Genomic DNA, 23,023 nt, shown 5'->3' with positions numbered 1-23,023 from the left:
GGGTGCGAGTGGAACAGGATCTGGCGCGCATCGAGCAGTTTCTTGATGCACTGTGGCTGGAACGAAATCTGGCGGAAAATACGTTAAGTGCGTATCGTCGCGATCTGACCATGCTTGTCGAATGGTTACATCACCGCGGTGCTTCGCTGGCGACCGCGCAGAGTGATGACCTGCAAGCATTGCTGGCTGAGCGGATGGATGGGGGATATAAGGCCACCAGTTCTGCACGCTTGCTCAGTGCGACACGGCGCTTTTTTCAGCATCTTTACCGTGAGAAATTTCGCGAAGATGACCCCAGCGCTGCGCTGGCATCACCTAAGCTTCCACAGCGTCTGCCCAAAGATCTCAGCGAAGCGCAGGTAGAACGACTGCTGCAGGCACCGCTTATCGAGCAACCGCTGGAACTTCGCGACAAAGCCATGCTGGAAGTATTGTATGCCACGGGCCTGCGCGTGTCAGAACTGGTGGGGCTGACGATGAGCGATGTCAGCCTGCGTCAGGGCGTGGTTCGGGTAATCGGCAAAGGAAATAAAGAGCGTCTTGTCCCGTTAGGTGAAGAGGCGGTGTACTGGCTGGAAACGTACCTGGAGCATGGGCGTCCATGGTTACTCAATGGCGTATCGATTGATGTGCTGTTTCCCAGCCAGCGCGCGCAACAGATGACTCGTCAAACCTTCTGGCATCGTATTAAACACTATGCTGTGTTGGCTGGAATCGATAGCGAAAAGCTGTCACCGCATGTCCTGCGCCACGCGTTTGCCACGCATCTGCTCAATCATGGCGCTGACCTGCGCGTGGTGCAGATGCTGCTGGGGCATAGCGACCTCTCGACAACGCAGATTTATACTCATGTCGCAACGGAGCGCTTGCGGCAACTACATCAACAGCATCACCCGCGAGCGTGAGTGCTGACAGGAAAGGATAGGTTATGAAAAAACGTTTTATGATGTTCACTCTGCTGGCAACGGCTTTTACTGGTATGGTACATGCTGACGATGCGGCGATTCGCCAGTCATTAGCGAAGCTGGGCGTTCAGAGTACCGAGATTCAGTCAGCTCCGGTTGCGGGCATGAAAACCGTACTGACCAATAGTGGCGTACTATACGTTACCGAAGACGGTAAACATATTATTCAGGGACCAATGTACGACGTGAGCGGCGCAAGCCCGGTAAACGTCACTAACCAACTGCTGATGAAGCATTTGAACGCGCTGGAAAACGAGATGATCGTCTACAAAGCGCCGCAGGAAAAACATGTCATTACCGTTTTCACCGACATCACCTGTGGCTACTGCCACAAGCTGCATGAAGAGATGAAAGACTACAATGCGTTAGGGATCACCGTACGCTATCTGGCCTTCCCTCGTCAGGGACTGGAAAGCCAGGCAGAGCAGGACATGAAGTCTATCTGGTGTGCGAAGGATAAAAACAAAGCCTTTGACGATGCAATGGCTGGCAAGGGCGTGAAACCAGCGACCTGTGATGTGGACATCGCTAACCACTACGCACTGGGCGTACAGTTTGGCGTCAGCGGTACGCCGGCGATTGTATTGAGCAATGGCTATGTAGTGCCTGGCTATCAGGGGCCGAAAGAGATGAAAGAATTCCTTGACGCACATGCCAAACAAACCAGCGGTAAATAATTCGCGTGAAACAACAGATACAACTTCGTCGGCGTAAAGCCGACGAGACCGCCGAGCTACCTGCCGACCTGCCACCACTGCTGCGTCGTTTGTACGCCAGTCGGGGCGTGCGCAGCGCGCAGGAGCTTGAGCGTAGCGTGAAAGGCATGTTGCCGTGGCAGCATTTAAATGGCGTCGAAAAAGCGGTTGAGATCCTCTATAACGCCTTTCGCGAAGGAACCCGAATCATCGTGGTCGGCGATTTTGACGCCGATGGCGCGACCAGCACGGCGCTGAGCATCCTGGCGATGCGTGCGTTGGGCTGCAGCAACGTTGACTATCTGGTGCCGAATCGTTTTGAAGACGGCTATGGTTTAAGCCCGGAAGTGGTGGATCAGGTCCATGCACGGGGCGCTCAGCTGATTGTTACTGTCGACAATGGCATTTCGTCCCACGCGGGCGTTGAACATGCCAGAACGTTGAAGATCCCGGTCGTGGTGACCGATCACCATCTACCCGGAGACACGCTGCCGGGCGCAGAGGCTATTATCAACCCTAACCTGCCCGACTGTGAATTCCCGTCGAAATCGCTGGCGGGCGTTGGTGTTGCCTTCTACCTGATGCTGGCGCTGCGCACCTTTTTGCGTGACAAAGGCTGGTTTGATGAACGCGGCATTGCACCGCCGAATCTGGCGGATTTGCTCGATCTGGTTGCGCTTGGCACGGTGGCCGACGTGGTTCCGTTGGATGCCAATAATCGCATTCTGACGTGGCAGGGCTTAAGCCGTATTCGTGCCGGAAAGTGCCGTCCGGGTATTAAAGCGCTGTTGGAGATTTCCAATCGCGACCCACTCAAACTGGCTGCCAGCGATTTAGGTTTTGCCCTCGGGCCACGGCTGAATGCGGCGGGGCGTCTGGACGATATGTCCGTTGGTGTGGCGCTGCTACTGTGCGACAACATTGGTGAAGCGCGCGTGCTGGCCAATGAGCTGGACGCGCTCAACCAAACACGCAAAGAGATCGAGCAGGGGATGCAGACGGAAGCGCTGACTCTGTGTGAAAAGCTGGAACGCAGTAGTGATACGCTACCGGGCGGTCTGGCAATGTACCACCCTGAGTGGCATCAGGGCGTGGTGGGGATTCTGGCATCACGCATTAAGGAGCGCTTCCACCGTCCGGTGATTGCGTTTGCGCCTGCCGGCGACGGTACGCTCAAAGGCTCCGGACGCTCGATTCAGGGGCTACACATGCGCGATGCGCTGGAGCGCCTGGACACCCTTTATCCTGGCATGATCCTCAAGTTTGGCGGCCACGCTATGGCAGCAGGTTTGTCGCTGGAAGAGGCGCAGTTTGAGCGTTTCCAGCAGCGTTTCGGCGAACTGGTAACCGAGTGGCTGGATCCCGCCTTACTACAGGGTGAAGTGGTATCAGATGGTGCTCTGAGCGCAGCGGAGATGACCATGGAGGTCGCGCAAATGCTGCGTGATGCCGGACCGTGGGGGCAAATGTTCCCAGAACCGCTGTTTGACGGGCATTTCCGGCTGCTTCAGCAACGCCTGGTCGGTGAGCGTCATCTGAAGGTAATGGTTGAGCCTGTTGGCGGCGGCCCACTGCTGGACGGTATTGCATTTAATGTTGATACCACCTGCTGGCCCGACAACGGTGTTCGCGAAGTTCAGCTTGCCTACAAACTGGATATTAACGAGTTTCGCGGCAACCGCAGCTTGCAGATTATAATCGACAATATCTGGCCACTTTAGCGTCACTAATCGCTATAAAAAAGGGCGTGGATTAGTTACAATCCCGCTCTTATAACCGCATTTTGACTAGTCCAATAAAAGAAATCAGACAATGTTTGAAATTAATCCGGTAAATAACCGCATTCAGGACCTCACGGAGCGCTCTGACGTTCTTAGGGGGTATCTTTGACTATGATGCCAAGAAAGAGCGTCTGGAAGAAGTAAACGCCGAGCTGGAACAGCCGGACGTGTGGAACGAACCCGAACGTGCCCAGGCGCTGGGTAAAGAGCGTTCCTCCCTTGAGGCCATCGTTGATACGCTCGATCAGATGAGCCAGGGCCTGGAAGATGTCTCCGGCCTGCTGGAGCTGGCTGTAGAAGCCGATGACGAAGAAACCTTTAACGAAGCCGTAGCAGAACTCGATACCCTGGAAGATAAGCTGGCCCAGCTGGAATTCCGTCGTATGTTCTCCGGTGAATATGACAGCGCAGATTGCTATCTCGATATCCAGGCTGGCTCCGGCGGTACGGAAGCGCAGGACTGGGCAAGCATGCTGATGCGTATGTATCTGCGTTGGGCTGAAGCGCGCGGCTTTAAGACCGAAATTATTGAAGAGTCTGAAGGTGAAGTCGCGGGTATTAAATCCGTGACCATCAGAATTGCTGGCGAGTATGCTTACGGTTGGCTGCGTACTGAAACCGGCGTACACCGCCTGGTACGTAAAAGCCCGTTCGATTCAGGTGGCCGTCGCCATACGTCGTTCAGTTCGGCGTTTGTCTACCCGGAAGTTGACGATGATATTGATATCGATATCAACCCGGCGGATCTGCGTATCGACGTTTATCGCGCCTCTGGTGCGGGCGGTCAGCACGTTAACCGTACAGAATCTGCGGTGCGTATTACCCACATCCCGACCGGGATTGTGACGCAGTGTCAGAACGACCGTTCCCAGCACAAGAACAAAGACCAGGCCATGAAGCAGATGAAAGCGAAGCTTTATGAACTGGAAATGCAGAAGAAGAATGCCGAGAAACAGGCGATGGAAGACACCAAGTCAGATATCGGCTGGGGTAGCCAGATTCGTTCTTATGTCCTTGATGACTCCCGCATCAAAGATCTGCGTACCGGGGTTGAAACCCGCAACACGCAGGCGGTGCTGGATGGCAGCCTGGATCAATTTATCGAAGCAAGTTTGAAAGCAGGGTTATGAGGAACCAACATGTCTGAACAACACGTACAGGGCGCTGACGCGGTAGCCGACCTTAACAATGAACTGAAAACGCGCCGTGAGAAGCTGGCGAGCCTGCGTGAGCAGGGGATCCCGTTCCCGAACGACTTCCGTCGCGATCATACCTCAGACCAACTGCATGCTGACTTCGATGCGAAAGAAAATGAAGAGCTGGAAGCGCTGAACATTGAGGTCTCCGTTGCTGGTCGTATGATGACCCGTCGTATTATGGGTAAAGCATCATTCGTTACGTTGCAGGACGTTGGCGGCCGCATTCAGCTGTACGTTGCTCGCGACGATCTGCCGGAAGGCGTTTACAACGAGCAGTTCAAAAAATGGGATCTGGGCGATATCCTCGGCGCGAAAGGTAAGTTGTTCAAGACCAAGACCGGTGAGCTGTCTATCCACTGCACCGAGCTGCGTCTGCTGACCAAAGCGCTGCGCCCGCTGCCGGACAAATTCCACGGTCTGCAGGATCAGGAAGCGCGCTATCGTCAACGCTACCTGGATCTCATCTCTAACGATGAATCCCGCAATACCTTTAAAGTGCGTTCACAGATTATGGCTGGCATCCGTCAGTTCATGGTTGGTCGCGGCTTTATGGAAGTCGAAACCCCAATGATGCAGGTAATCCCTGGCGGTGCGGCGGCGCGTCCGTTTATCACCCATCATAACGCGCTGGATCTGGACATGTACCTGCGTATCGCGCCGGAACTGTACCTCAAGCGTCTGGTGGTTGGTGGCTTCGAACGCGTATTCGAAATTAACCGTAACTTCCGTAACGAAGGCATCTCTGTTCGCCATAACCCTGAGTTCACCATGATGGAACTCTACATGGCTTATGCGGACTACAAAGATCTCATCGAACTGACCGAATCTCTGTTCCGTACGTTGGCGCAGAACGTTCTGGGTACGACGGAAGTGCCTTACGGCGAAGAAGTCTTCGACTTCGGTAAGCCGTTCGAAAAACTGACCATGCGCGAAGCGATTCAGAAATACCGTCCGGAAACCAATATGGCCGATCTGGATAACTTCGATTCTGCAAAAGCGATTGCTGAATCTATCGGCATCAAAGTTGAGAAGAGCTGGGGTCTGGGCCGTATCGTGACCGAGATTTTTGAAGAAGTTGCGGAAGCGCACCTGATTCAGCCGACCTTCATTACCGAGTACCCGGCAGAAGTTTCTCCACTGGCGCGTCGTAATGACGAAAATCCGGAAATCACCGATCGCTTCGAATTCTTTATCGGCGGACGTGAAATCGGTAACGGCTTCAGCGAGCTGAACGATGCAGAAGATCAAGCGCAGCGTTTCCAGGATCAGGTTAACGCTAAAGATGCGGGTGATGACGAAGCGATGTTCTACGACGAAGACTACGTTACCGCTCTGGAACACGGTCTGCCGCCGACTGCGGGCCTGGGTATTGGTATCGACCGTATGGTTATGCTGTTCACCAACAGCCACACCATTCGCGATGTGATCCTGTTCCCGGCGATGCGTCCGGTTAAGTAAGATGTGAAATGCCGAATGGCGGCTGATGCATTATCCGGCCTACGATCCGTTACGTAGGCCAGGTAAGCGTAGCGCCATCCGGCAATCAATTCCCGTTGGCAAACTTGCGCAGCAATTCTCGCGCCTTATTATTTGCAACCTGCATTACTATCCACGGGCTAAAGGCCCATGGCGTCGCGTCAATCCCGCTTAAAACATCCTCAAGATTGCTCCATTGGTAATCCATCACTTCATCCGCGTTCGGCTGTAACTGACTGACGATGTGCGCGGTGTAAACCGGGCAGACTTCATTTTCCACTATTCCACTCGGATCTGTCGCGCAATAACGGAAATCAGGATAGACGGGTGTAAGATCGCTAATATCGGCACCCAGCTCGAAGCGAGCGCGGCGGACAATAGCCGCTTCGGTAGTTTCACCCAGCTGTGGGTGTCCGCAAACCGAATTGGTCCAGACGCCTGGCCAGGCTTTTTTGTGCAGCGACCGGCGGGTGACCAGCAGTTGACCTTGCTCGTTAAATATCCAGCATGAGAAAGCGGAGTGCAGGAGGGTTGCGGCGGTATGCGCCGTATACTTTTCCAGCGTTCCACAGGGTTGGTCCTGCTCGTTCAATAAAATGACATGTTCCTGTCGCATTGCGTCCACCCTCAATCTTAAGCACCCATATTATATGCTTAATTAAGGCATATTGATTAACTGAGGGTGTGAAATGCAAGGGCTGACGCTTCGTTGCGCGATATGATTTGGCATCCGGTTTCTGGCTGCTATGATAAAGCGTCTGGAAATGTTGCGAGGTATTGTTTTGAGTGCAGGACGCCTGAAGAAAAATAGCTTAAGTATCGTGATGCTGCTGTGTGTAGGTCTGCTGTTAGTAGGCTGTTCCGGTAGCAAGTCGTCTGATACAGGAAGTTATTCCGGCTCCCTATATACCGTGAAGCGGGGAGATACGCTATACCGTATTTCGCGCGCCACCGGTACCAGCGTGAAAGAGATCGCCCGCCTGAATAACATTCCACCGCCCTATACGATTGAAGTGGGGCAAAAGCTGAAGGTCAGCGGCGGTGCGAAAACCAGTTCAAGCTCTGGCAAAACAACCAAGAAATCCTCGACCAAAACGGCGGCGGTCAGACCATCTTCATCTGTGCCGCAGTCATCCTGGCCGCCAGTGGGGCAACGTTGCTGGTTGTGGCCTGCCAGCGGTAAAGTGATTCTGCCTTATTCAACCGCGGACGGCGGTAATAAAGGTATTGATATCTCTGCTGCGCGCGGTACGCCGATTTATGCAGCAGGAGCCGGGAAGGTAGTTTATGTCGGGAATCAACTGCGGGGATACGGTAATCTCATTATGATTAAGCACAGTGAGGACTACATCACTGCGTATGCGCATAATGACACCATGCTGGTGAACAACGGCCAAAACGTGAAGGCCGGGCAAAAGATAGCGACAATGGGCAGCTCGGATGCGACGACAGTGCGGCTGCATTTCCAGATCCGCTATCGGGCAACAGCGATCGATCCGCTGCGTTATTTACCGCCGCAGGGCAGTAAACCAAAATGCTAACGGTGAATTAATCGCCAGTCAGACGGTCAGCCCCTTGCCAGGAAGAGCGTAAGGTTTATAATCCCTTACGCACTTCAAAGCGGGCGTAGTTCAATGGTAGAACGAGAGCTTCCCAAGCTCTATACGAGGGTTCGATTCCCTTCGCCCGCTCCAATCTCAGCTGTTCTAAAGTTCTATCATTTCTCCTGTATTCAGAAATCAATAGCAACCTTTTTTATTTCACTACATATGTGTTTTTACGCATGTGATATTGATTTTGTTCCCCACTGGCGTATTCTGATCCGCAAACGAGCAGGGGGAATAATGTCGTTTACTTCCTTACAACTTTTCAAGAATCTGTCTGATGAAACCCGGCTGGGCATCGTATTATTGCTCAGGGAGATGGGAGAGCTGTGCGTGTGCGATCTCTGCACGGCGCTGGATCAGTCACAGCCCAAGATTTCCCGCCACCTGGCAATGCTACGGGAAAGTGGTCTATTGCTGGATCGCAAACAGGGCAAGTGGGTTCACTACCGCTTATCCCCGCATATTCCTTCCTGGGCCGCTCAGGTGATTGAGCAAGCCTGGTTAAGCCAACAGGACGACGTACAGGCCATCGCCCGTAAGCTGGCATCGGCAAACTGCTCTGGTAGCGGTAAGGCTGTTTGCATCTAAAAAATTTGCCTGAACATATATGATTTTTCAAATGTGAGGTATTCAAAATGAAAACGTTAACGGTGTTTGACCCGGCAATGTGCTGCAGTACCGGCGTATGTGGCTCAGATGTCGATCAGGTTCTGGTTGATTTTTCTGCTGATGTGCAGTGGCTGAAAGGACGTGGTGTACAGGTTGAACGTTACAACCTGGCGCAGCAGCCCATGAGCTTTGTTCAGAATGAGAAAGCGAAAGCATTCCTCGAAGCATCTGGGGCAGAAGGGCTTCCGTTACTGCTGTTAGACGGTGAAACGGTGATGGCTGGGCGATACCCAAAACGCGCTGAGCTGGCTCGCTGGTTCGGTATTCCGCTGGAGAAGGTAGGGTTAGCTCCCACCAGCTGTTGTGGTGGTAATACTTCCTGTTGCTGAATATGTCAGGGGGACATATGAAATTCTTACAGAACATCCCGCCTTACCTGTTCTTTACCGGCAAGGGAGGCGTAGGAAAAACGTCCATTTCCTGCGCGACGGCTGTCCGCCTTGCCAAACAGGGTAAGCGGGTTTTGCTGGTCAGTACCGATCCGGCCTCCAATGTCGGCCAGGTATTCGACCTGGCTATCGGTAACACCATTCGCCCTGTGACAGCAGTTCCTGGACTTTCCGCACTGGAGATTGATCCGCAGGAAGCCGCCCAGCAATACCGTGCCAGAATCGTTGATCCTATCAAAGGTCTTCTGCCTGATGACGTTGTTAACAGCATCAGCGAGCAGCTTTCGGGGGCCTGTACCACTGAGATTGCGGCGTTCGATGAGTTCACTGGCTTATTGACAGACGCTTCCCTGCTGACCCGCTTCGATCACATCATTTTTGATACCGCGCCGACGGGCCACACGATTCGTCTGCTCCAGCTTCCCGGAGCCTGGAGCAGCTTCATCGAAAGTAACCCGGACGGAGCTTCCTGCCTTGGCCCAATGGCCGGGTTGGAAAAGCAGCGAGAGCAGTATGCTCATGCGGTAGAGGCGTTATCCGATCCTGAACGTACCCGCCTGGTTCTGGTTGCACGACTGCAAAAATCTACGCTGCAGGAAGTCGCCCGCACCCATGAAGAACTGGCTGCGATTGGCCTGAAAAACCAGTACCTGGTAATTAATGGTGTGCTGCCCAAAGCAGAAGCTGAACATGACGCCCTGGCCGCTGCGATATGGCAACGGGAGCAGGAAGCACTGGCAAATCTTCCTGCCGGTTTATCCGGGCTACCGACAGATACCCTATTGCTCCAGGCAGTCAATATGGTTGGAGTGGCTGCATTGAAGGGACTGCTGGATACCCGTTCTGAGGTATTACCGTATCCTTCAACGAACGTCCAGTACACGTCTGAAAACCTATCGCTCTCTGGCCTGGTCGATGATATCGCTCGCAGTGAACACGGCCTGATTATGCTGATGGGCAAAGGTGGTGTAGGGAAAACCACGATGGCTGCGGCTATCGCCGTCAGGCTGGCAGACATGGGGTTTGACGTGCATCTCACGACCTCTGATCCTGCTGCGCACCTGAGTACAACGCTGAACGGTAGCCTCAAAAATCTTCAGGTCAGTAGAATCAATCCACATGATGAAACCGAACGCTATCGCCAACATGTCCTTGAGACGAAGGGAAAAGATCTGGACGAAGCAGGGAAACGGCTGCTCGAAGAAGATTTACGCTCTCCCTGTACTGAAGAAATTGCCGTGTTTCAGGCCTTTTCCCGCGTGATTCGTGAAGCGAGTAAGCGGTTTGTTGTTATGGATACCGCCCCTACGGGACACACGCTTTTGTTGCTGGATGCGACCGGGGCTTACCACCGAGAGATTGCCAAAAAAATGGGGAATAAAGGTCATTTTACTACCCCAATGATGCAGCTTCAGGATCCGGATAGAACCAAAGTTCTGCTGGTTACGCTCCCTGAAACCACACCAGTGCTGGAGGCGGCAAACCTGCAGGCTGACCTTGAAAGAGCGGGGATTCATCCGTGGGGCTGGATTATCAATAACAGTCTTTCCATTGCGGATACGCTTTCTCCGTTGCTTTGCCAGCGCGCCCGGCAGGAACAGCCTCAGATTGAGGCTGTTAAGAATCAGCACGCTGACCGTATAGCGCTTGTTCCGGTGCTGGCGTCAGAGCCCGCCGGTATTGAAAAGCTCAGAGAATTGATGCGTTAATTTTTTTGGTTAATACAGGGCGGCAACGTCGCCCTGTCAGGAGGCTTTATGTTACTGGCAGGCGCTATTTTTGTCCTGACCATTGTTTTGGTTATCTGGCAGCCGAAGGGATTAGGGATCGGCTGGAGCGCTACGCTGGGGGCGGTACTGGCGTTGATTTCTGGCGTTGTCCATTTAGGCGATATCCCGGTGGTTTGGAATATCGTCTGGAACGCGACGGCGACCTTTATTGCCGTGATTATTATCAGCCTGCTGCTTGATGAATCAGGCTTTTTCGAATGGGCGGCATTGCATGTTTCGCGCTGGGGTAACGGTCGTGGCCGTTTGCTCTTAACGTATATCGTTCTGCTTGGTGCAGCGGTGGCGGCACTGTTTGCCAATGATGGCGCGGCACTTATTCTGACGCCGATAGTCATCGCCATGCTACTGGCATTAGGGTTCAGCAAAGGCACGACACTGGCATTTGTCATGGCCGCCGGGTTTATTGCCGATACGGCCAGTCTGCCGCTTATCGTGTCCAACCTGGTTAACATCGTTTCTGCAGACTTCTTTGGGCTGGGCTTCACTGAGTATGCGTCGGTAATGGTGCCGGTGGATATTGCCGCTATTATCGCCACGTTAGTGATGCTGCATCTGTTCTTCCGCAAAGATATTCCACCGACTTACGACCTGGCACTCCTGAAAGCACCGGCAAAAGCGATTAAAGATCTGGCAACCTTCAGAACCGGCTGGATTGTGTTGATTCTTCTGCTGGTTGGTTTTTTCGTCCTCGAGCCGCTGGGTATTCCCGTTAGCGCGATTGCGGCGGTTGGGGCTGTGATCCTGTTTGCGGTGGCGAAGCGAGGCCATGCCATTAACACCGGTAAAGTGTTACGTGGTGCGCCCTGGCAGATTGTTATCTTCTCGCTGGGGATGTATCTGGTGGTCTATGGCCTGCGCAACGCCGGGCTAACGGAATACCTCTCTTCTGTACTGAACGTACTGGCGGATAAAGGTCTCTGGGCTGCGACGTTGGGTACTGGCTTTCTGACGGCTTTCCTGTCTTCCATCATGAACAACATGCCTACCGTGCTGGTTGGTGCGCTCTCTATTGATGGCAGCACCGCAACCGGTGTTATCAAAGAGGCGATGGTCTACGCCAACGTGATTGGCTGCGATCTGGGCCCGAAAATTACACCTATTGGTAGCCTGGCAACGCTGCTCTGGCTACATGTACTTTCACAGAAGAACATGACCATCACCTGGGGATACTATTTCCGCACCGGGATCATAATGACTCTACCTGTGCTGTTTGTAACGCTGGCCGCGCTGGCGATACGTCTCTCTTTCACTTTGTAATGAGATCCTGAAATGAACAACATCACCATTTATCACAACCCGGCCTGCGGTACGTCGCGTAATACATTGGAGATGATCCGCAATAGCGGTACTGAACCAACCGTTATTTATTACCTTGAGACTCCACCATCGCGCGATGAGTTGGTCAAACTTATTGCAGATATGGCGATCTCGGTCCGGGCACTGCTGCGTAAAAATGTTGAGCCTTATGAACAACTTGGTCTTGCCGAAGATAACTTCACTGACGACCAGTTAATTGACTTTATGCTGCAGCATCCGATCCTGATTAACCGTCCCATCGTGGTGACACCGCTGGGAACGAAACTGTGCCGTCCTTCTGAAGTTGTTCTGGATATCCTTCCAGAAGCCCAGAAAGGGGCTTTCGCTAAGGAAGATGGCGAGAAAGTCGTTGATGAAGCAGGTAAACGAGTGCGATAGCAATAGGATAATAAATGCTCTGGTTTTAAGCGTAAATCAGAGCAAATTTCTACTATGATAGAAATTATATTCTGGTGATGTTCAGATGATTTGAATGGTCTGGATAGCATTTATTTTGTTTTTCAACGTTCTATACCTTAATAGTAGTAAATTATATTTTTAGAGAAAACTTGCGTAAAAGTCTATTATGATTTTTATCCGTATTTAGCACTTTGATCATCAACCTTCCAACAACAATTACTATTGTTAAAATTAAAGTAACATCTCGTAAGTTTTTAATGTTTTTATTTCTCATGGACGAAGATTTCAACACCATGGTATAATATGGCGGGAAAACATACAGGTTAATAACTTGTCAGTAATGTAAATAAATTTTCGAGGGGATTATTCCAGTGGGACGTAAATGGGCCAACATTGTTGCAAAAAAAACCGCTAAAGACGGTGCAACGTCTAACGTATATGCAAAATTCGGTGTAGAAATCTATGCTGCTGCTAAACAAGGTGAACCAGACCCAGAATCAAACTCAGCTTTAAAATTCGTTATTGAACGTGCGAAACAAGCCCAGGTTCCAAAGCACGTAATTGATAAAGCCATTGATAAAGCTAAAGGCGGCAGCGATGAAACGTTTGTGCAAGGGCGTTATGAAGGCTTTGGACCCAATGGCTCAATGATTATTGCTGAAACGCTGACTTCCAATGTTAACCGTACCATTGCTAATGTTCGCAACATTTTCAATAAAAAAGGTGGGAATATCGGCGCGGCAGGTTCTGTCAGCTATATGTTCGACAATACTGGCGTGATTGTTTTTGAGGGAACAGACCCTGACCGTATTTTTGAAATTTTGCTTGAAGCTGAAGTTGAAGTGCGCGATGTAACCGAAGAAGAAGGAAATATCGTTATTTATACTGAGTCTACAGATCTTCACAAAGGAATTGCAGCACTAAAAGCAGCTGGCATTACCGAATTCTCTACAACAGAATTAGAAATGATTGCTCAATCAGAAATTGAGCTTTCACCAGAAGATTTAGAAATCTTTGCAGGACTTGTTGATGCCCTTGAAGATGACGATGATGTCCAAAAAGTATATCATAACGTTGCAAATCTCTAATTTTAAATTAAAAGAGTCTGCCATTATGGCAGACTCTTTTAATCTCAATATTTGTTATAAAAAGGTATAGCCAACCAGATACACCTGGAACGGCTTTAAGCAAGCTGATTCCCGGCGTAGTATCACCAGAATAATCAACTGCTATCATTCTTCCGTCAGGCTCGCTATCCGCCAGGCTGGTGGATACCTTCACCCAGGCTGCGTTGAAGTAAAACCGTGTCGAGCCAGCGTCCATGTTTGAAGCCAATGTTCTTCAGCGTGCCGATTTCCGTGAATCCAGCCTGCTGATGGACCTTCAGCGAACCCTGATTATTGCTATCACCGACGATGGCAATCAACTGCCGGTAACCCTGCGTTTCGGCCCAATCAATGACATGGCTTAGCAACGCTTTTCCTGCCCCCTGGCGCTGTGCTGTCGGGTCAATGTAAATCGAATCTTCGAGGGTATAGCGGTAGGCATAACGCTCACGGTAGCGGGTGAGATAGCAATACCCGATGACCTTTTCTTCTTGTAGCACGACCACCCACGGCAATCCCTGGCTGCGGATTTTTTCCAGGCGTGCCTGCATTTCGCGCAAATCCGGTGGGTCTGTTTCAAAGCTGCCTGTACCGTGAATAACATGATGGGCGTAAATATCGCGTATGGCGGGGATATGCTTTTCTTCTGCGTTAACGATTTTCATTGACCAGCTCCCATTGGCATCTTTATCCAGATTACCTGAAAGTCAGGAGGAGAGGGTAAGTGCAAAAAATTATGCTTCTATTTGCTTTTTCAATGTAAATAGTCTTATAGATTGTAGGGAATAAAAATCGATTGCGGTTGATGCTGTCAATAATACGCAAGGTTGGTAAATACAATAACGAGCAAAACCATGTACAACTCTTCGCGCGCGTATTCTGCCGGATATCAAAATACTAATTATGGTAGGTTTCAATCATGAGTTAAGAAGTTATTTGATTTCATTGCATTTTTACTGTACTTAGTCCTGCAAGTGACTGTACCTGTATTTTCATTTCATTGACTATGTCTGCTACTTAAAATTAAGTTATATTGTCTACATTGTTGTCTTTACTGTTATCGGAGTCATTATTATCAGAATTTTCTCTATCCGCACATAATAGTTACCGTGCAAACAGTTGCGCAGTGTAGCTATGCTAACCAGCAATAGTTATCATCGTCACAAGGCTTCGTTTCGCAAACTTAATCTAAATCCAGTATTCAATACCAGGTGGATTAGGATAATTTGACCTAAAATACTTTTTTTGCCCAAGAGTATTCTTGTTGCGTAGAAACAACAGGCACTGAATGATAAAATCCCTGGGTTTATACCTCCTTTCCAAGGATTAGAGGATGGGGTGTGGATAGTCAATAAGACGAAAGAATTAATTGCTTCATAACCCTATTACGAAATAAGCGGCAGTGCATCTTACATGGTCGACAACTGTCAGTGAATGACCGTAACTTATTGAAAAAGCTTATTTTTACTATGATGTAAGATATAAGGGCAGATATGTTAAGTATGCGTCGACATGCCAATTTTATTAAACGTTTAAAGTCTGTTAGCTGTTTATTTACGGCAAGCGTACTTTTCCCGATGCAAATCTCCGCAGCGGTATCTGATTATGACGCTTTGGTTATTAAAGCTCGGGGAGGTAATAGTGCACCGTTATTGCATTATCTTGAGGATCAGGGAAAGAAAAGCGCGCTAACGCCAAATCAGGTTGCCGACTGGCTGCAGGTTTCCGGTTGGGTTGATAACAACGATAAAACCACCATTGAAATCTGGCTGCAGTATCGTGGGCAGATGGATGTGCCTGCCCGAGGGAAAGTTGCTGCCGCGCGCGCGTATCGTAATCTGAAGAACTGGAATGATTCGTTAGCGGTGTGGAATAGCGTTTTACAGGAAGAGCCTGACAACGTTGATGTACGTACCGGCTGGATAATGACGTTAGCGGATGCTCGCTACAATCAGCAAGCGCTTACTGAAGCGAACAAATGGGCGCAGGCGCATCCGGGGGCTGATTCCGACGCGCTACTTGCCTATGTATATCACTCTCAGGGGAAAAACTGGGACGCGCTGTTGGTTGCCAGCCAGGCGGATGACGTTGAGCCGGGCAACAAAAATGCGCAATCTACGCTGCTGTCTGCGCTGTCAGCAAACCGCGTTTCCGGACCCGCTTTAAATATGACGGAAGTCGTACCCACGGCGGATCCTGTAAAGCGTCGCCTTGAGCTCGATGCGGCCGCCGAAATGGTGCGTTCTTCCTATACCTCCGCACGTAATGAAGAAGAACGATTCATCGTGGCGGACAAAGCGCTGGCCCGTTATGACCAGTTGCTGACGGCCTGGAAGGATGAACCGTCCGCACAGAATGATGTTCGTCGGGCGAGAATTGACCGCATGGGCGCCCTTCTGGTACGTAAACGAACTTCTGAAGTGATTAAGGAATACGAATCACTGTCTGCGAGCGGCGAAGTGCCAAACTATGCTAAACGCTGGGTAGCATCGGCATGGTTAAGTGAACGCCAGCCGGAAAAAACCGAAGCGATGCTGATGAGCATCTACTACCCCAATGGACCGATTCCTGTGACGCCGCTCGGTCCTGAGGATCAGCAGGATCTGTTCTACGCCCATATTGATAACGAAAACTTTGATGCTGCTAAAAAACAGGTCGAAAACTTAATCAAAGAGAGTCCGTACCTGCGACGCATCTATGGTTCGCCAACGCCGCAGCCGAACGATAACTGGCTGCTCGGGCAGTCGCTGCTGACGCAATACCATATCGCTGCTAATGAACTACCAGAGGCAGAAAAGCTCTCAGAGCATCTGGCGCGAACCGGCTCTGGTAACCAGGGGCTGCGCATATCCTATGCCTCTGTTCTTGAAGCACGTGGCTTGCCGCATGCGGCAGAGAAAGAGCTGAAGCTGGCGGAAGTGATCGAGCCAAGCAACCTTGAGCTGGAGCGTCAACAGGCTTACGTGGCATTGGATCTCCAGGAGTGGAAGCAGGCCGATGAACTAACGGATGACGTTATCGCCCGTAGCCCGGATGATGAAGCGACTCTGCGCCTCGCGCGTATTCGTGATGTTCACAAAATGTCGGAAGTGCGCATTAGCGGCACGCAGGGGATTTCGTCCGATAGCCCAGTCAGCGGTAAGAATGATTTCAACATCAATACGGCTATTTACAGCCCGCCAATTAACGACAACTGGCGACTGTTTACCGGATTCAACTTTGCTACCGGTGAATTTGAAGAAGGGAAGGGAATCAGCCGCGATCTGGCGGCTGGCGCAGAATGGACTTCCCGTGATTACTGGGCGGAAATGGAAGTGTCTGGCCGAAATTATGGCGATGGTCAGAAGATTGGTGGCCGTCTTTCCGGCTGGCATGACTTCAATGACAACTGGCGCGTAGGCGGTTCGGCCGAGCGCTTATCGCGTAATACGCCACTGCGTGCGCTGCGTAGCGGCGTGTATGCCAACGGCGGAGATATGTTTGTCCGCTGGTATCAAAACGAACGACGTGAATATCAACTGTCGTTTGCCGCCTCACATTTCTCGGACGGTAACGATCGTATCGAATACGGACTCAGCGGAAAAGAGCGCATCTGGACGACGCCGCGCTTCACGCTGGACTTTACTCCGGGCATCGGCGGGAGTACCAACACCAAAGAAAATGTGCCGTATTACAACCCGAAGAGTGATTTTTCCGTGGTACCCGGTCTGAGTGCTGAGCAGGTTCTTTACCGCCACTATGACACAGTGTGGACGCAGCAAGGCCTGGCTGGCGTGGGCGGCTATTGGCAGCAAGGCCAGGGCGCAGGCGCTATTGTTCAGGTGGGATACGGACAACGACTCAAATGGAACAACGTCGTAGATGGCGGGGTGATGCTGATTTGGGATAAACGCCCCTACGACGGTAAACGTGAGCGGAATATCTCCCTCGCTTTCGATTTAAATGTCAGGTTTTAAGGATTGTTCATGCTGAAAAGATGCCTGTGGCTTAGCGCATTAATCGCTGGCTGGTTGATGATTACCGCGTGCAGTAGTGCGCACAATACAACGCCTCGTTATGTTCCTCCCGCAGAGAGAACGCCGCTGACGGCTGATCATCCGTGGCCAAAAAATAGCTTCCTGGTACTGGGTTATCACGATGTTGAAGATGGCGCAGCGGATCAGCGCTATCTTTCTGTGCGCACCAGCGCATTGAGCGACCAAATGGCCTGGCTGCGTGATAATGGCTATAACCCGATCAGCGTGCAGCAAATCCTGGACGCCCATGACGGTAAAATCGTACTGCCGGAAAAGGCTGTACTGCTCACCTTTGATGACGGATACAGCAGTTTTTATACCCGAGTCTGGCCGCTGCTGAAAGCCTACAACTGGCCTGCACTCTGGGCGCCGGTAGGCAGTTGGGTCGATGCGCCAGCCAATAAAAAAGTCGATTTTGGCGGCTTAATGACCGCGCGCGATAAATTCGCCACCTGGAAGATGGTCGAAGAGATGGGCAAATCGCCGCTGGTAGAAATTGGTGCGCATACCTGGGCGTCGCATTTCGGTGGTGATGCCAACCCGCAGGGGAGTAAAGAACCGGCGGTGGCGAATCGTCTTTACGATAAGAAAACAGGAACTTACGAAACGGATGAGCAGTATACGCGGCGCATTAATACCGATATTTCACTGATCACCAATAAGATTAAATCGGTGACAGGGAAATCGCCGCGCGCGTGGGTGTGGCCTTATGGTGCGGCCAGTGGCACAACCTTAAATCTGACCAAAGAACATGGCTACAAGATGGCCTTCACGCTCAACGAAGGGTTGGCGAATGCCGCGTTTCTTGATGACATCCCGCGCGTGCTGATCTCTGATAATCCCTCTCTAAAGCGCTTTGCAAGTCAGGTCGCTCAGGTGCGTGAACCGCAGACGATGCGTGTGATGCATGTGGATCTGGATTACGTGTATGACAAAGACCCGGCCCAGCAGAAGCGCAACATCGATAAGCTGATCCAGCGCGTTTATGACATGCGCATTTCTCACGTTTTCCTGCAGGCGTATGCCGACCCTAAAGGTGACGGGAATATTCGCGAGCTTTATTTCCCTAACCGCTGGCTGCCGATGCGCGCCGACCTGTTTAACTATATTTCCTGGCAATTACAAACGCGGGCAGGGGTGACGGTATATGCCTGGATGCCGGTTCTGGCTTTCGATCTCGACGCTTCTATTCCACGTGTAACCGCATGGGATCCGAAAACGGGACGTACTGCTATCAATCGCGAGAACTATGTCCGCCTTTCACCCTGGAGCGGCGAAGCGCGTCAGCGCATCACTGAAATCTATGAAGACCTGGCGAAACACGCAAGCTTCAAAGGAATCTTGTTCCACGATGATGCTTTCCTGACGGACTTTGAAGACGCGTCACCGGAGGCGTTAGCCGCCTACCGCGCCGCAGGGCTTCCGGGAAGTATTGAGCAAATCCGTAGCAACCCTCAGACCTTTGAGCGCTGGACGCGCCTGAAAAGTAAGATGCTGATCGACTTCACCAAACAACTGACCCAGTCGGTGCGTAATATTCGCGGTCCGCAGGTGCAAACTGCGCGCAATATTTACGCGATGCCGGTACTGGAGCCGGAGAGTGAGGCCTGGTTTGCGCAGAACCTGAATGATTTCCTCAATACCTATGACTGGACGGCACCCATGGCGATGCCATATATGGAGCAAATCCCGGCCAATGATGCCAACGCCTGGCTCGACAGATTAGTGAATGCTGTTGCACAAACGCCCGGCGCGCTGGACAAAACCGTGTTTGAACTGCAGGCACGAGACTGGCGTAAATCCGGGGACGAGGCAGAAATCAGCGGAAAACAAATCGCCGAATGGATGCGCCAGCTGAAATTAAGCGGTGCAGGTAACTACGGCTATTACCCGGATGATTTCATCAGCGACAAACCTGAGATGTCAGAGATTCGCTCGACGTTCTCCTCATACTGGTACCCGCAAAAATGACCGATCGCATAATTGCTTTCCTGATACTTTGCCTGATGTTCAGCCTGCCGTTTGGCGTGGCTGTCATTTTTACAGGTGAAATGATGTTGAACTTCGTCTTCTTCTGGCCCTTGTTCATGTCTGCACTGTGGATAAGCGGCGGAGCCTATTTCTGGTTTTACCGTGAGCGTCACTGGAAATGGGGAGATAATACACCGCCACCGACCCTGGAAGGGAATCCGCTGGTTTCCATTCTAATCCCCTGTTTTAACGAAGGGATCAATGCGCGTGAAACCATTGGTGCTGCGATGGCGCAGCGATATAAAAATATTGAAGTGATTGCCATCAACGATGGTTCGACGGACGATACATACGAGGTTCTGGAACAGCTGGCCGTGGAATATCCAAGCCTGCGCGTGATTCATCTGGCTGAAAACCAGGGTAAAGCGCTGGCGTTGAAGACCGGTGCGGCAGCGGCGCGCAGTGATTACCTGGTTTGTATTGACGGTGATGCATTACTGGATCGCGATGCCGTCGCCTATATTGTGGCTCCGCTAATCCAGTTCCCGCGCGTCGGTGCGGTGACCGGGAATCCACGTATTCGTACCCGCTCCACGTTAATTGGCCGTGTGCAGGTCGGTGAGTTCTCTTCCATTATCGGCTTGATTAAACGTACGCAGCGAGTCTATGGGCAGATCTTTACCGTTTCCGGCGTGGTGGCGGCGTTTCGTCGCCGCGCGCTGGCGGAGGTCGGTTACTGGAGCCCGGACATGATCACCGAAGATATCGACATCAGTTGGAAGCTGCAATTGCGCCACTGGTCGATATTCTTTGAGCCACGCGCACTGTGCTGGATCCTGATGCCTGAAACGTTAAAAGGACTATGGAAGCAGCGTCTGCGTTGGGCGCAAGGCGGCGCGGAGGTATTTATCGTGAACATGCGCCGCCTGTGGTCGTGGGAGTTTCGTCGCATGTGGCCGTTGTTTTTCGAGTTCTGTTTTTCTACCGCGTGGTCGTTCGCTTACGCGATCAGTATCGTGCTGTTCCTGCTAGGGTTGATGATCCCGATGCCGGACTCACTGTACGTGCAGCATCTGTTCCCGCCAGCCTTTACCGGACTTATCCTTGGCGTGGTCTGCTTAATACAGTTTGCGGTAAGTCTGATCATCGAACGACGCTATGAAAAAGGCATTGGCGCCTCGTTGTTCTGGATTATCTGGTTCCCGGTGGTGTACTGGATGCTAAGTCTTTTCACCACGCTGGTGGCGTTTCCGAAAGTGATGCTCAAACGCAAACGCGGCAGGGCGCGCTGGGTGAGTCCTGACCGTGGCATTGGGAGGATCGATTCATGAATCAGCCACTGATCTTTACCGAACAGCGTTTTCTGCCAAGGGCGATCGACGTGCTGTTGACGCTGGTTGCCTGGATTGGGTTTATTTACCTGATTTATAAAGGGCTGATCACGGCGCTGACGCACTCGCCCTATATGGGCGTACGACCCTTTTTCACCACGCTGGATACGGTGACGTTTTATATCCTTGTTGCTCTGGTGAATGGCCTGGTGCTGATTGGCTGGGCGAAGTACAACCAGTTTCGCTTCCGGGTGGAACGCCGCAGCCGTAGACCAGGACTGGAAGACCATGAACTGGCGGAAAGTTTACGCATTACCCGTGAGCTGGTGACAGAACTGAACAAGGCGAGAGTGCTGACGGTTCACCATTATGAAAGTGGTGAGATCAGTCATATCGATGTGGACAGGGATATCGCCGATAACCGTCTGCCGCCGCCGACGCCTGCGATGCTGGAGTATTTGCCGCCAGAGCGGGAGCCGTCGTTGCAGAAAAGATCTGAGTGATATTTCTGCTTTCAGCGACCTCCTTCAGCCTCGCATCGGTCTATGATTAGACCCAGACAATAAAAAAATGTGAGGCAATGTCGTGGATAAAGAACTACTGAGTGCAGGTTATCGGGCCTATACCGGCGAGAAGATTGACGTCTACTTCAATACGACGATATGTCAGCATTCGGGAAACTGCGTGCGGGGAAGCGCAAAGCTTTTTAACCTGAAGCGTAAACCGTGGATCATCCCGGATGAAGTGGATGTCGCGACGGTGATTAAGGTCATTGATACCTGCCCGAGCGGTGCGCTGAAATATCGCCAGAAATAAGTGAGGGAACCATGGAGATTCTTGCAGGCCACAATAAGTTTTATGTGAATGATGCTGAGGGCAATCAGGTCGCCGAGATTGTCTTTGTGCCGACAGGTGAGCATTTGAGCATCATTGAGCATACCGATGTCGATCCCAGCCTTAAAGGTCAGGGTGTCGGCAAACTGCTGGTGGCGAAAGTGGTGGAGAAAATGCGCGCTGAAAACCGCAAAGTGATTCCGCTGTGTCCGTTTGCCAAACATGAGTTTGATAAGACCCGCGAGTACGACGATATTCGCGCTTGATTATCACACGAGCGCCGGAACGCATCCCCCATCCGGCGCATCACTCCCGATGTAGCAAATCCTGATAAATTCCCGTCAGCACTCCGCTTGGGCCAAATTCCTTTTTAATCCACTGAGTCACTCGACCGGTTGCCGAATGCTGGGTCGCCAGCAGCATCCGTGAGTCCTGACGCGGGTTGTGGATCTGCCGCGTGACCAGCAACGACTTTTCCATCGCCTCGCGCACCATATAGTCCGGCAGAAAACCGATACCCTCACCCAGAATCTGGCACTGGCATTTGGTATTAAAATCGGGAACCAGGATCGACTCCTGTCCGTGTAACAGCCAGCCGACCTTTTTGTTAATGGTGTGCGCGGTGTCTTCCACCATGATGTTCGGGTACAGGCGCAGCTGGCTCTCAGAGATGGGTTCAGGCATAAAGGCCAGCGGATGATCCGGTGCGATCGCAAACGACCAACGGATTGCGCCGATCTCGGTGTAATCAATCCCTCCGCCGTCCAGTAACGTATCGGGCGCACCGATGGCGATGTTGGCGAGGTTGTTGATGATCGAATCCCAGACGCCGTTATACACCTCGGTGGTGACGGTTATCTGGCAGGTTGGAAACTGTTTCTTAAGTACCTGCAGCAGCCGTGCGGTATGCTGCGGGGTGTAGAGCAACTGGTTAATGCAGATGCGCACCCGAGCCTCGATGCCTTGGGCGATGGTATCAATGCTGCGCTTGATGGCGTGGAAATCGTTCAGCAGATCTGTCGCCTTACGGAACAAGTAGCGCCCGGACTCGGTCAGCTCAATGCTGCGAGTACTGCGGGTAAACAGTACCACGTCCAGCCCTGTCTCCATTCGCTTGATGGTGTAGCTAATGGCGGAGGTGGTTAAACCCAGCTCCTCAGCGGCCTTGCTGAAACTGCTGTAGCGCGCCGCCATGGTGAACGCCAGCAGGTTCTCCTCGGTAAAAATTGAATTCATCCTCTCTCCTCCCAGGCCTCAAGGCTACCGCCCCCATACAATGATTGTTGAATGTATTTGTAATCCTTATACAGAGCAATCAGTTTTGAACAGAATTTAACACCAGTTTTACATTTGATTTGAAGGCAATCACACTTCTGTCCTTTAGTTGTAGGCCGCTATCTGCGTAGCATGCCGCTTTTTAACCTGGATGACTGATTAGCGCGTAAAAGAACGTCAGCCATAAGGGAAAGATTGCACTA

The 23,023-nt window shown here is 51.6% G+C and carries 21 protein-coding genes and 1 tRNA gene; 19 read left to right on the top strand and 3 right to left on the bottom strand.

Translation table 11 applies throughout. The features are described 5' to 3' along the window. Window positions 1–8 precede the first annotated feature (8 nt). The 5 genes from xerD to lysS all read left to right on the top strand — a co-directional run bounded on the left by xerD (window position 9) and on the right by lysS (window position 6,098). Window positions 9–905, top strand: a complete 897-nt coding sequence (xerD, locus tag OGY15_RS03955; protein WP_187253168.1) for a site-specific tyrosine recombinase XerD — start codon at window positions 9–11, stop codon at window positions 903–905. A 23-nt stretch (window positions 906–928) separates the two neighbouring features. Beyond that, entirely contained in the window at window positions 929–1,642 is a 714-nt protein-coding gene (gene dsbC, locus OGY15_RS03950) for a bifunctional protein-disulfide isomerase/oxidoreductase DsbC (RefSeq protein ID WP_187258964.1), read from the top strand. A 5-nt stretch (window positions 1,643–1,647) separates the two neighbouring features. Further along, window positions 1,648–3,381: a single-stranded-DNA-specific exonuclease RecJ gene (gene recJ / locus OGY15_RS03945; protein WP_286538409.1), complete on the top strand. Its 1,734-nt coding sequence runs from the start codon at window positions 1,648–1,650 to the stop codon at window positions 3,379–3,381. Between the two features lie 91 nt (window positions 3,382–3,472). Further along, a protein-coding gene (gene prfB, locus OGY15_RS03940) for a peptide chain release factor 2 (RefSeq protein ID WP_096878465.1) occupies window positions 3,473–4,571 on the top strand; the annotation gives its coding sequence in 2 pieces (ribosomal slippage) (window positions 3,473–3,547 and window positions 3,549–4,571; 1,098 coding nt in all). 9 nt (window positions 4,572–4,580) lie between these two features. Further along, complete coding sequence (gene lysS, locus OGY15_RS03935) at window positions 4,581–6,098, top strand: lysine--tRNA ligase (RefSeq protein WP_005123357.1); 1,518 nt, start codon at window positions 4,581–4,583, stop codon at window positions 6,096–6,098. Window positions 6,099–6,183: 85 nt separating this feature from the next. Here lysS and idi read toward each other — a convergent pair whose 3' ends face one another. After that, window positions 6,184–6,732 carry an isopentenyl-diphosphate Delta-isomerase gene (gene idi, locus OGY15_RS03930; RefSeq protein WP_286538407.1) on the bottom strand — a complete coding sequence of 183 codons (549 nt, stop codon included), beginning with the start codon at window positions 6,730–6,732 and terminating at the stop codon, window positions 6,184–6,186. Between the two features lie 166 nt (window positions 6,733–6,898). Between idi and actS the strand changes: the two genes are divergently transcribed. The 8 genes from actS to OGY15_RS03890 all read left to right on the top strand — a co-directional run bounded on the left by actS (window position 6,899) and on the right by OGY15_RS03890 (window position 13,375). Then, the gene (gene actS, locus OGY15_RS03925; RefSeq protein WP_187253165.1) at window positions 6,899–7,657 is read left to right on the top strand and encodes an amidase activator ActS; all 759 of its coding nucleotides are present in this window, start codon (window positions 6,899–6,901) and stop codon (window positions 7,655–7,657) included. Window positions 7,658–7,736: 79 nt separating this feature from the next. Beyond that, window positions 7,737–7,810, top strand: a tRNA-Gly gene (locus OGY15_RS03920). A gap of 150 nt (window positions 7,811–7,960) precedes the next feature. Then, window positions 7,961–8,311 carry an As(III)-sensing metalloregulatory transcriptional repressor ArsR gene (gene arsR / locus OGY15_RS03915; protein ID WP_151218314.1) on the top strand — a complete coding sequence of 117 codons (351 nt, stop codon included), beginning with the start codon at window positions 7,961–7,963 and terminating at the stop codon, window positions 8,309–8,311. A 47-nt stretch (window positions 8,312–8,358) separates the two neighbouring features. After that, window positions 8,359–8,721, top strand: a complete 363-nt coding sequence (gene arsD, locus OGY15_RS03910; RefSeq protein ID WP_000855179.1) for an arsenite efflux transporter metallochaperone ArsD — start codon at window positions 8,359–8,361, stop codon at window positions 8,719–8,721. Between the two features lie 17 nt (window positions 8,722–8,738). Continuing rightward, on the top strand, window positions 8,739–10,490 hold the full coding sequence (arsA, locus tag OGY15_RS03905) for an arsenite efflux transporter ATPase subunit ArsA (protein WP_286538400.1): 1,752 nt from the start codon (window positions 8,739–8,741) through the stop codon (window positions 10,488–10,490). Window positions 10,491–10,538: 48 nt separating this feature from the next. Beyond that, complete coding sequence (gene arsB / locus OGY15_RS03900; protein WP_286538398.1) at window positions 10,539–11,828, top strand: arsenite efflux transporter membrane subunit ArsB; 1,290 nt, start codon at window positions 10,539–10,541, stop codon at window positions 11,826–11,828. Window positions 11,829–11,840: 12 nt separating this feature from the next. Further along, the gene (gene arsC, locus OGY15_RS03895) at window positions 11,841–12,266 is read left to right on the top strand and encodes a glutaredoxin-dependent arsenate reductase (protein ID WP_151224297.1); all 426 of its coding nucleotides are present in this window, start codon (window positions 11,841–11,843) and stop codon (window positions 12,264–12,266) included. Between the two features lie 392 nt (window positions 12,267–12,658). Continuing rightward, complete coding sequence (locus OGY15_RS03890) at window positions 12,659–13,375, top strand: YebC/PmpR family DNA-binding transcriptional regulator (RefSeq protein ID WP_151218310.1); 717 nt, start codon at window positions 12,659–12,661, stop codon at window positions 13,373–13,375. Between the two features lie 164 nt (window positions 13,376–13,539). Here OGY15_RS03890 and OGY15_RS03885 read toward each other — a convergent pair whose 3' ends face one another. Beyond that, window positions 13,540–14,058, bottom strand: coding sequence for a GNAT family N-acetyltransferase (locus OGY15_RS03885; protein ID WP_286538396.1), 519 nt, complete (start codon window positions 14,056–14,058; stop codon window positions 13,540–13,542). A gap of 828 nt (window positions 14,059–14,886) precedes the next feature. Here OGY15_RS03885 and pgaA point away from each other — a divergent pair. The 6 genes from pgaA to OGY15_RS03855 all read left to right on the top strand — a co-directional run bounded on the left by pgaA (window position 14,887) and on the right by OGY15_RS03855 (window position 21,811). Next, window positions 14,887–17,349: a poly-beta-1,6 N-acetyl-D-glucosamine export porin PgaA gene (pgaA, locus tag OGY15_RS03880; protein ID WP_286538394.1), complete on the top strand. Its 2,463-nt coding sequence runs from the start codon at window positions 14,887–14,889 to the stop codon at window positions 17,347–17,349. 9 nt (window positions 17,350–17,358) lie between these two features. Beyond that, the gene (gene pgaB, locus OGY15_RS03875; RefSeq protein ID WP_286538392.1) at window positions 17,359–19,380 is read left to right on the top strand and encodes a poly-beta-1,6-N-acetyl-D-glucosamine N-deacetylase PgaB; all 2,022 of its coding nucleotides are present in this window, start codon (window positions 17,359–17,361) and stop codon (window positions 19,378–19,380) included. After that, window positions 19,377–20,711 carry a poly-beta-1,6-N-acetyl-D-glucosamine synthase gene (gene pgaC / locus OGY15_RS03870; RefSeq protein ID WP_286538390.1) on the top strand — a complete coding sequence of 445 codons (1,335 nt, stop codon included), beginning with the start codon at window positions 19,377–19,379 and terminating at the stop codon, window positions 20,709–20,711. The genes pgaB and pgaC overlap by 4 nt, the downstream gene beginning before the upstream one ends. Continuing rightward, window positions 20,708–21,214 (top strand): poly-beta-1,6-N-acetyl-D-glucosamine biosynthesis protein PgaD, encoded by a 507-nt coding sequence (gene pgaD / locus OGY15_RS03865; protein WP_151224294.1) that lies wholly within the window; start codon window positions 20,708–20,710, stop codon window positions 21,212–21,214. The genes pgaC and pgaD overlap by 4 nt, the downstream gene beginning before the upstream one ends. A gap of 82 nt (window positions 21,215–21,296) precedes the next feature. Then, complete coding sequence (gene yjdI / locus OGY15_RS03860) at window positions 21,297–21,527, top strand: 4Fe-4S mono-cluster protein YjdI (protein ID WP_151218306.1); 231 nt, start codon at window positions 21,297–21,299, stop codon at window positions 21,525–21,527. 11 nt (window positions 21,528–21,538) lie between these two features. Beyond that, window positions 21,539–21,811, top strand: coding sequence for a GNAT family N-acetyltransferase (locus OGY15_RS03855; protein WP_016157396.1), 273 nt, complete (start codon window positions 21,539–21,541; stop codon window positions 21,809–21,811). Window positions 21,812–21,851: 40 nt separating this feature from the next. Here the strand turns inward: OGY15_RS03855 and OGY15_RS03850 are convergent, their stop codons facing one another. Beyond that, window positions 21,852–22,781, bottom strand: a complete 930-nt coding sequence (locus OGY15_RS03850; RefSeq protein WP_151218305.1) for a LysR substrate-binding domain-containing protein — start codon at window positions 22,779–22,781, stop codon at window positions 21,852–21,854. Window positions 22,782–23,023: the final 242 nt, after the last annotated feature.

The sequence above is a fragment of the Citrobacter sp. Cu231 genome, from assembly GCF_030332265.1.
GTDB lineage: Bacteria > Pseudomonadota > Gammaproteobacteria > Enterobacterales > Enterobacteriaceae > Citrobacter > Citrobacter meridianamericanus.
This window is presented reverse-complemented; position numbering and strand designations above follow the sequence as displayed.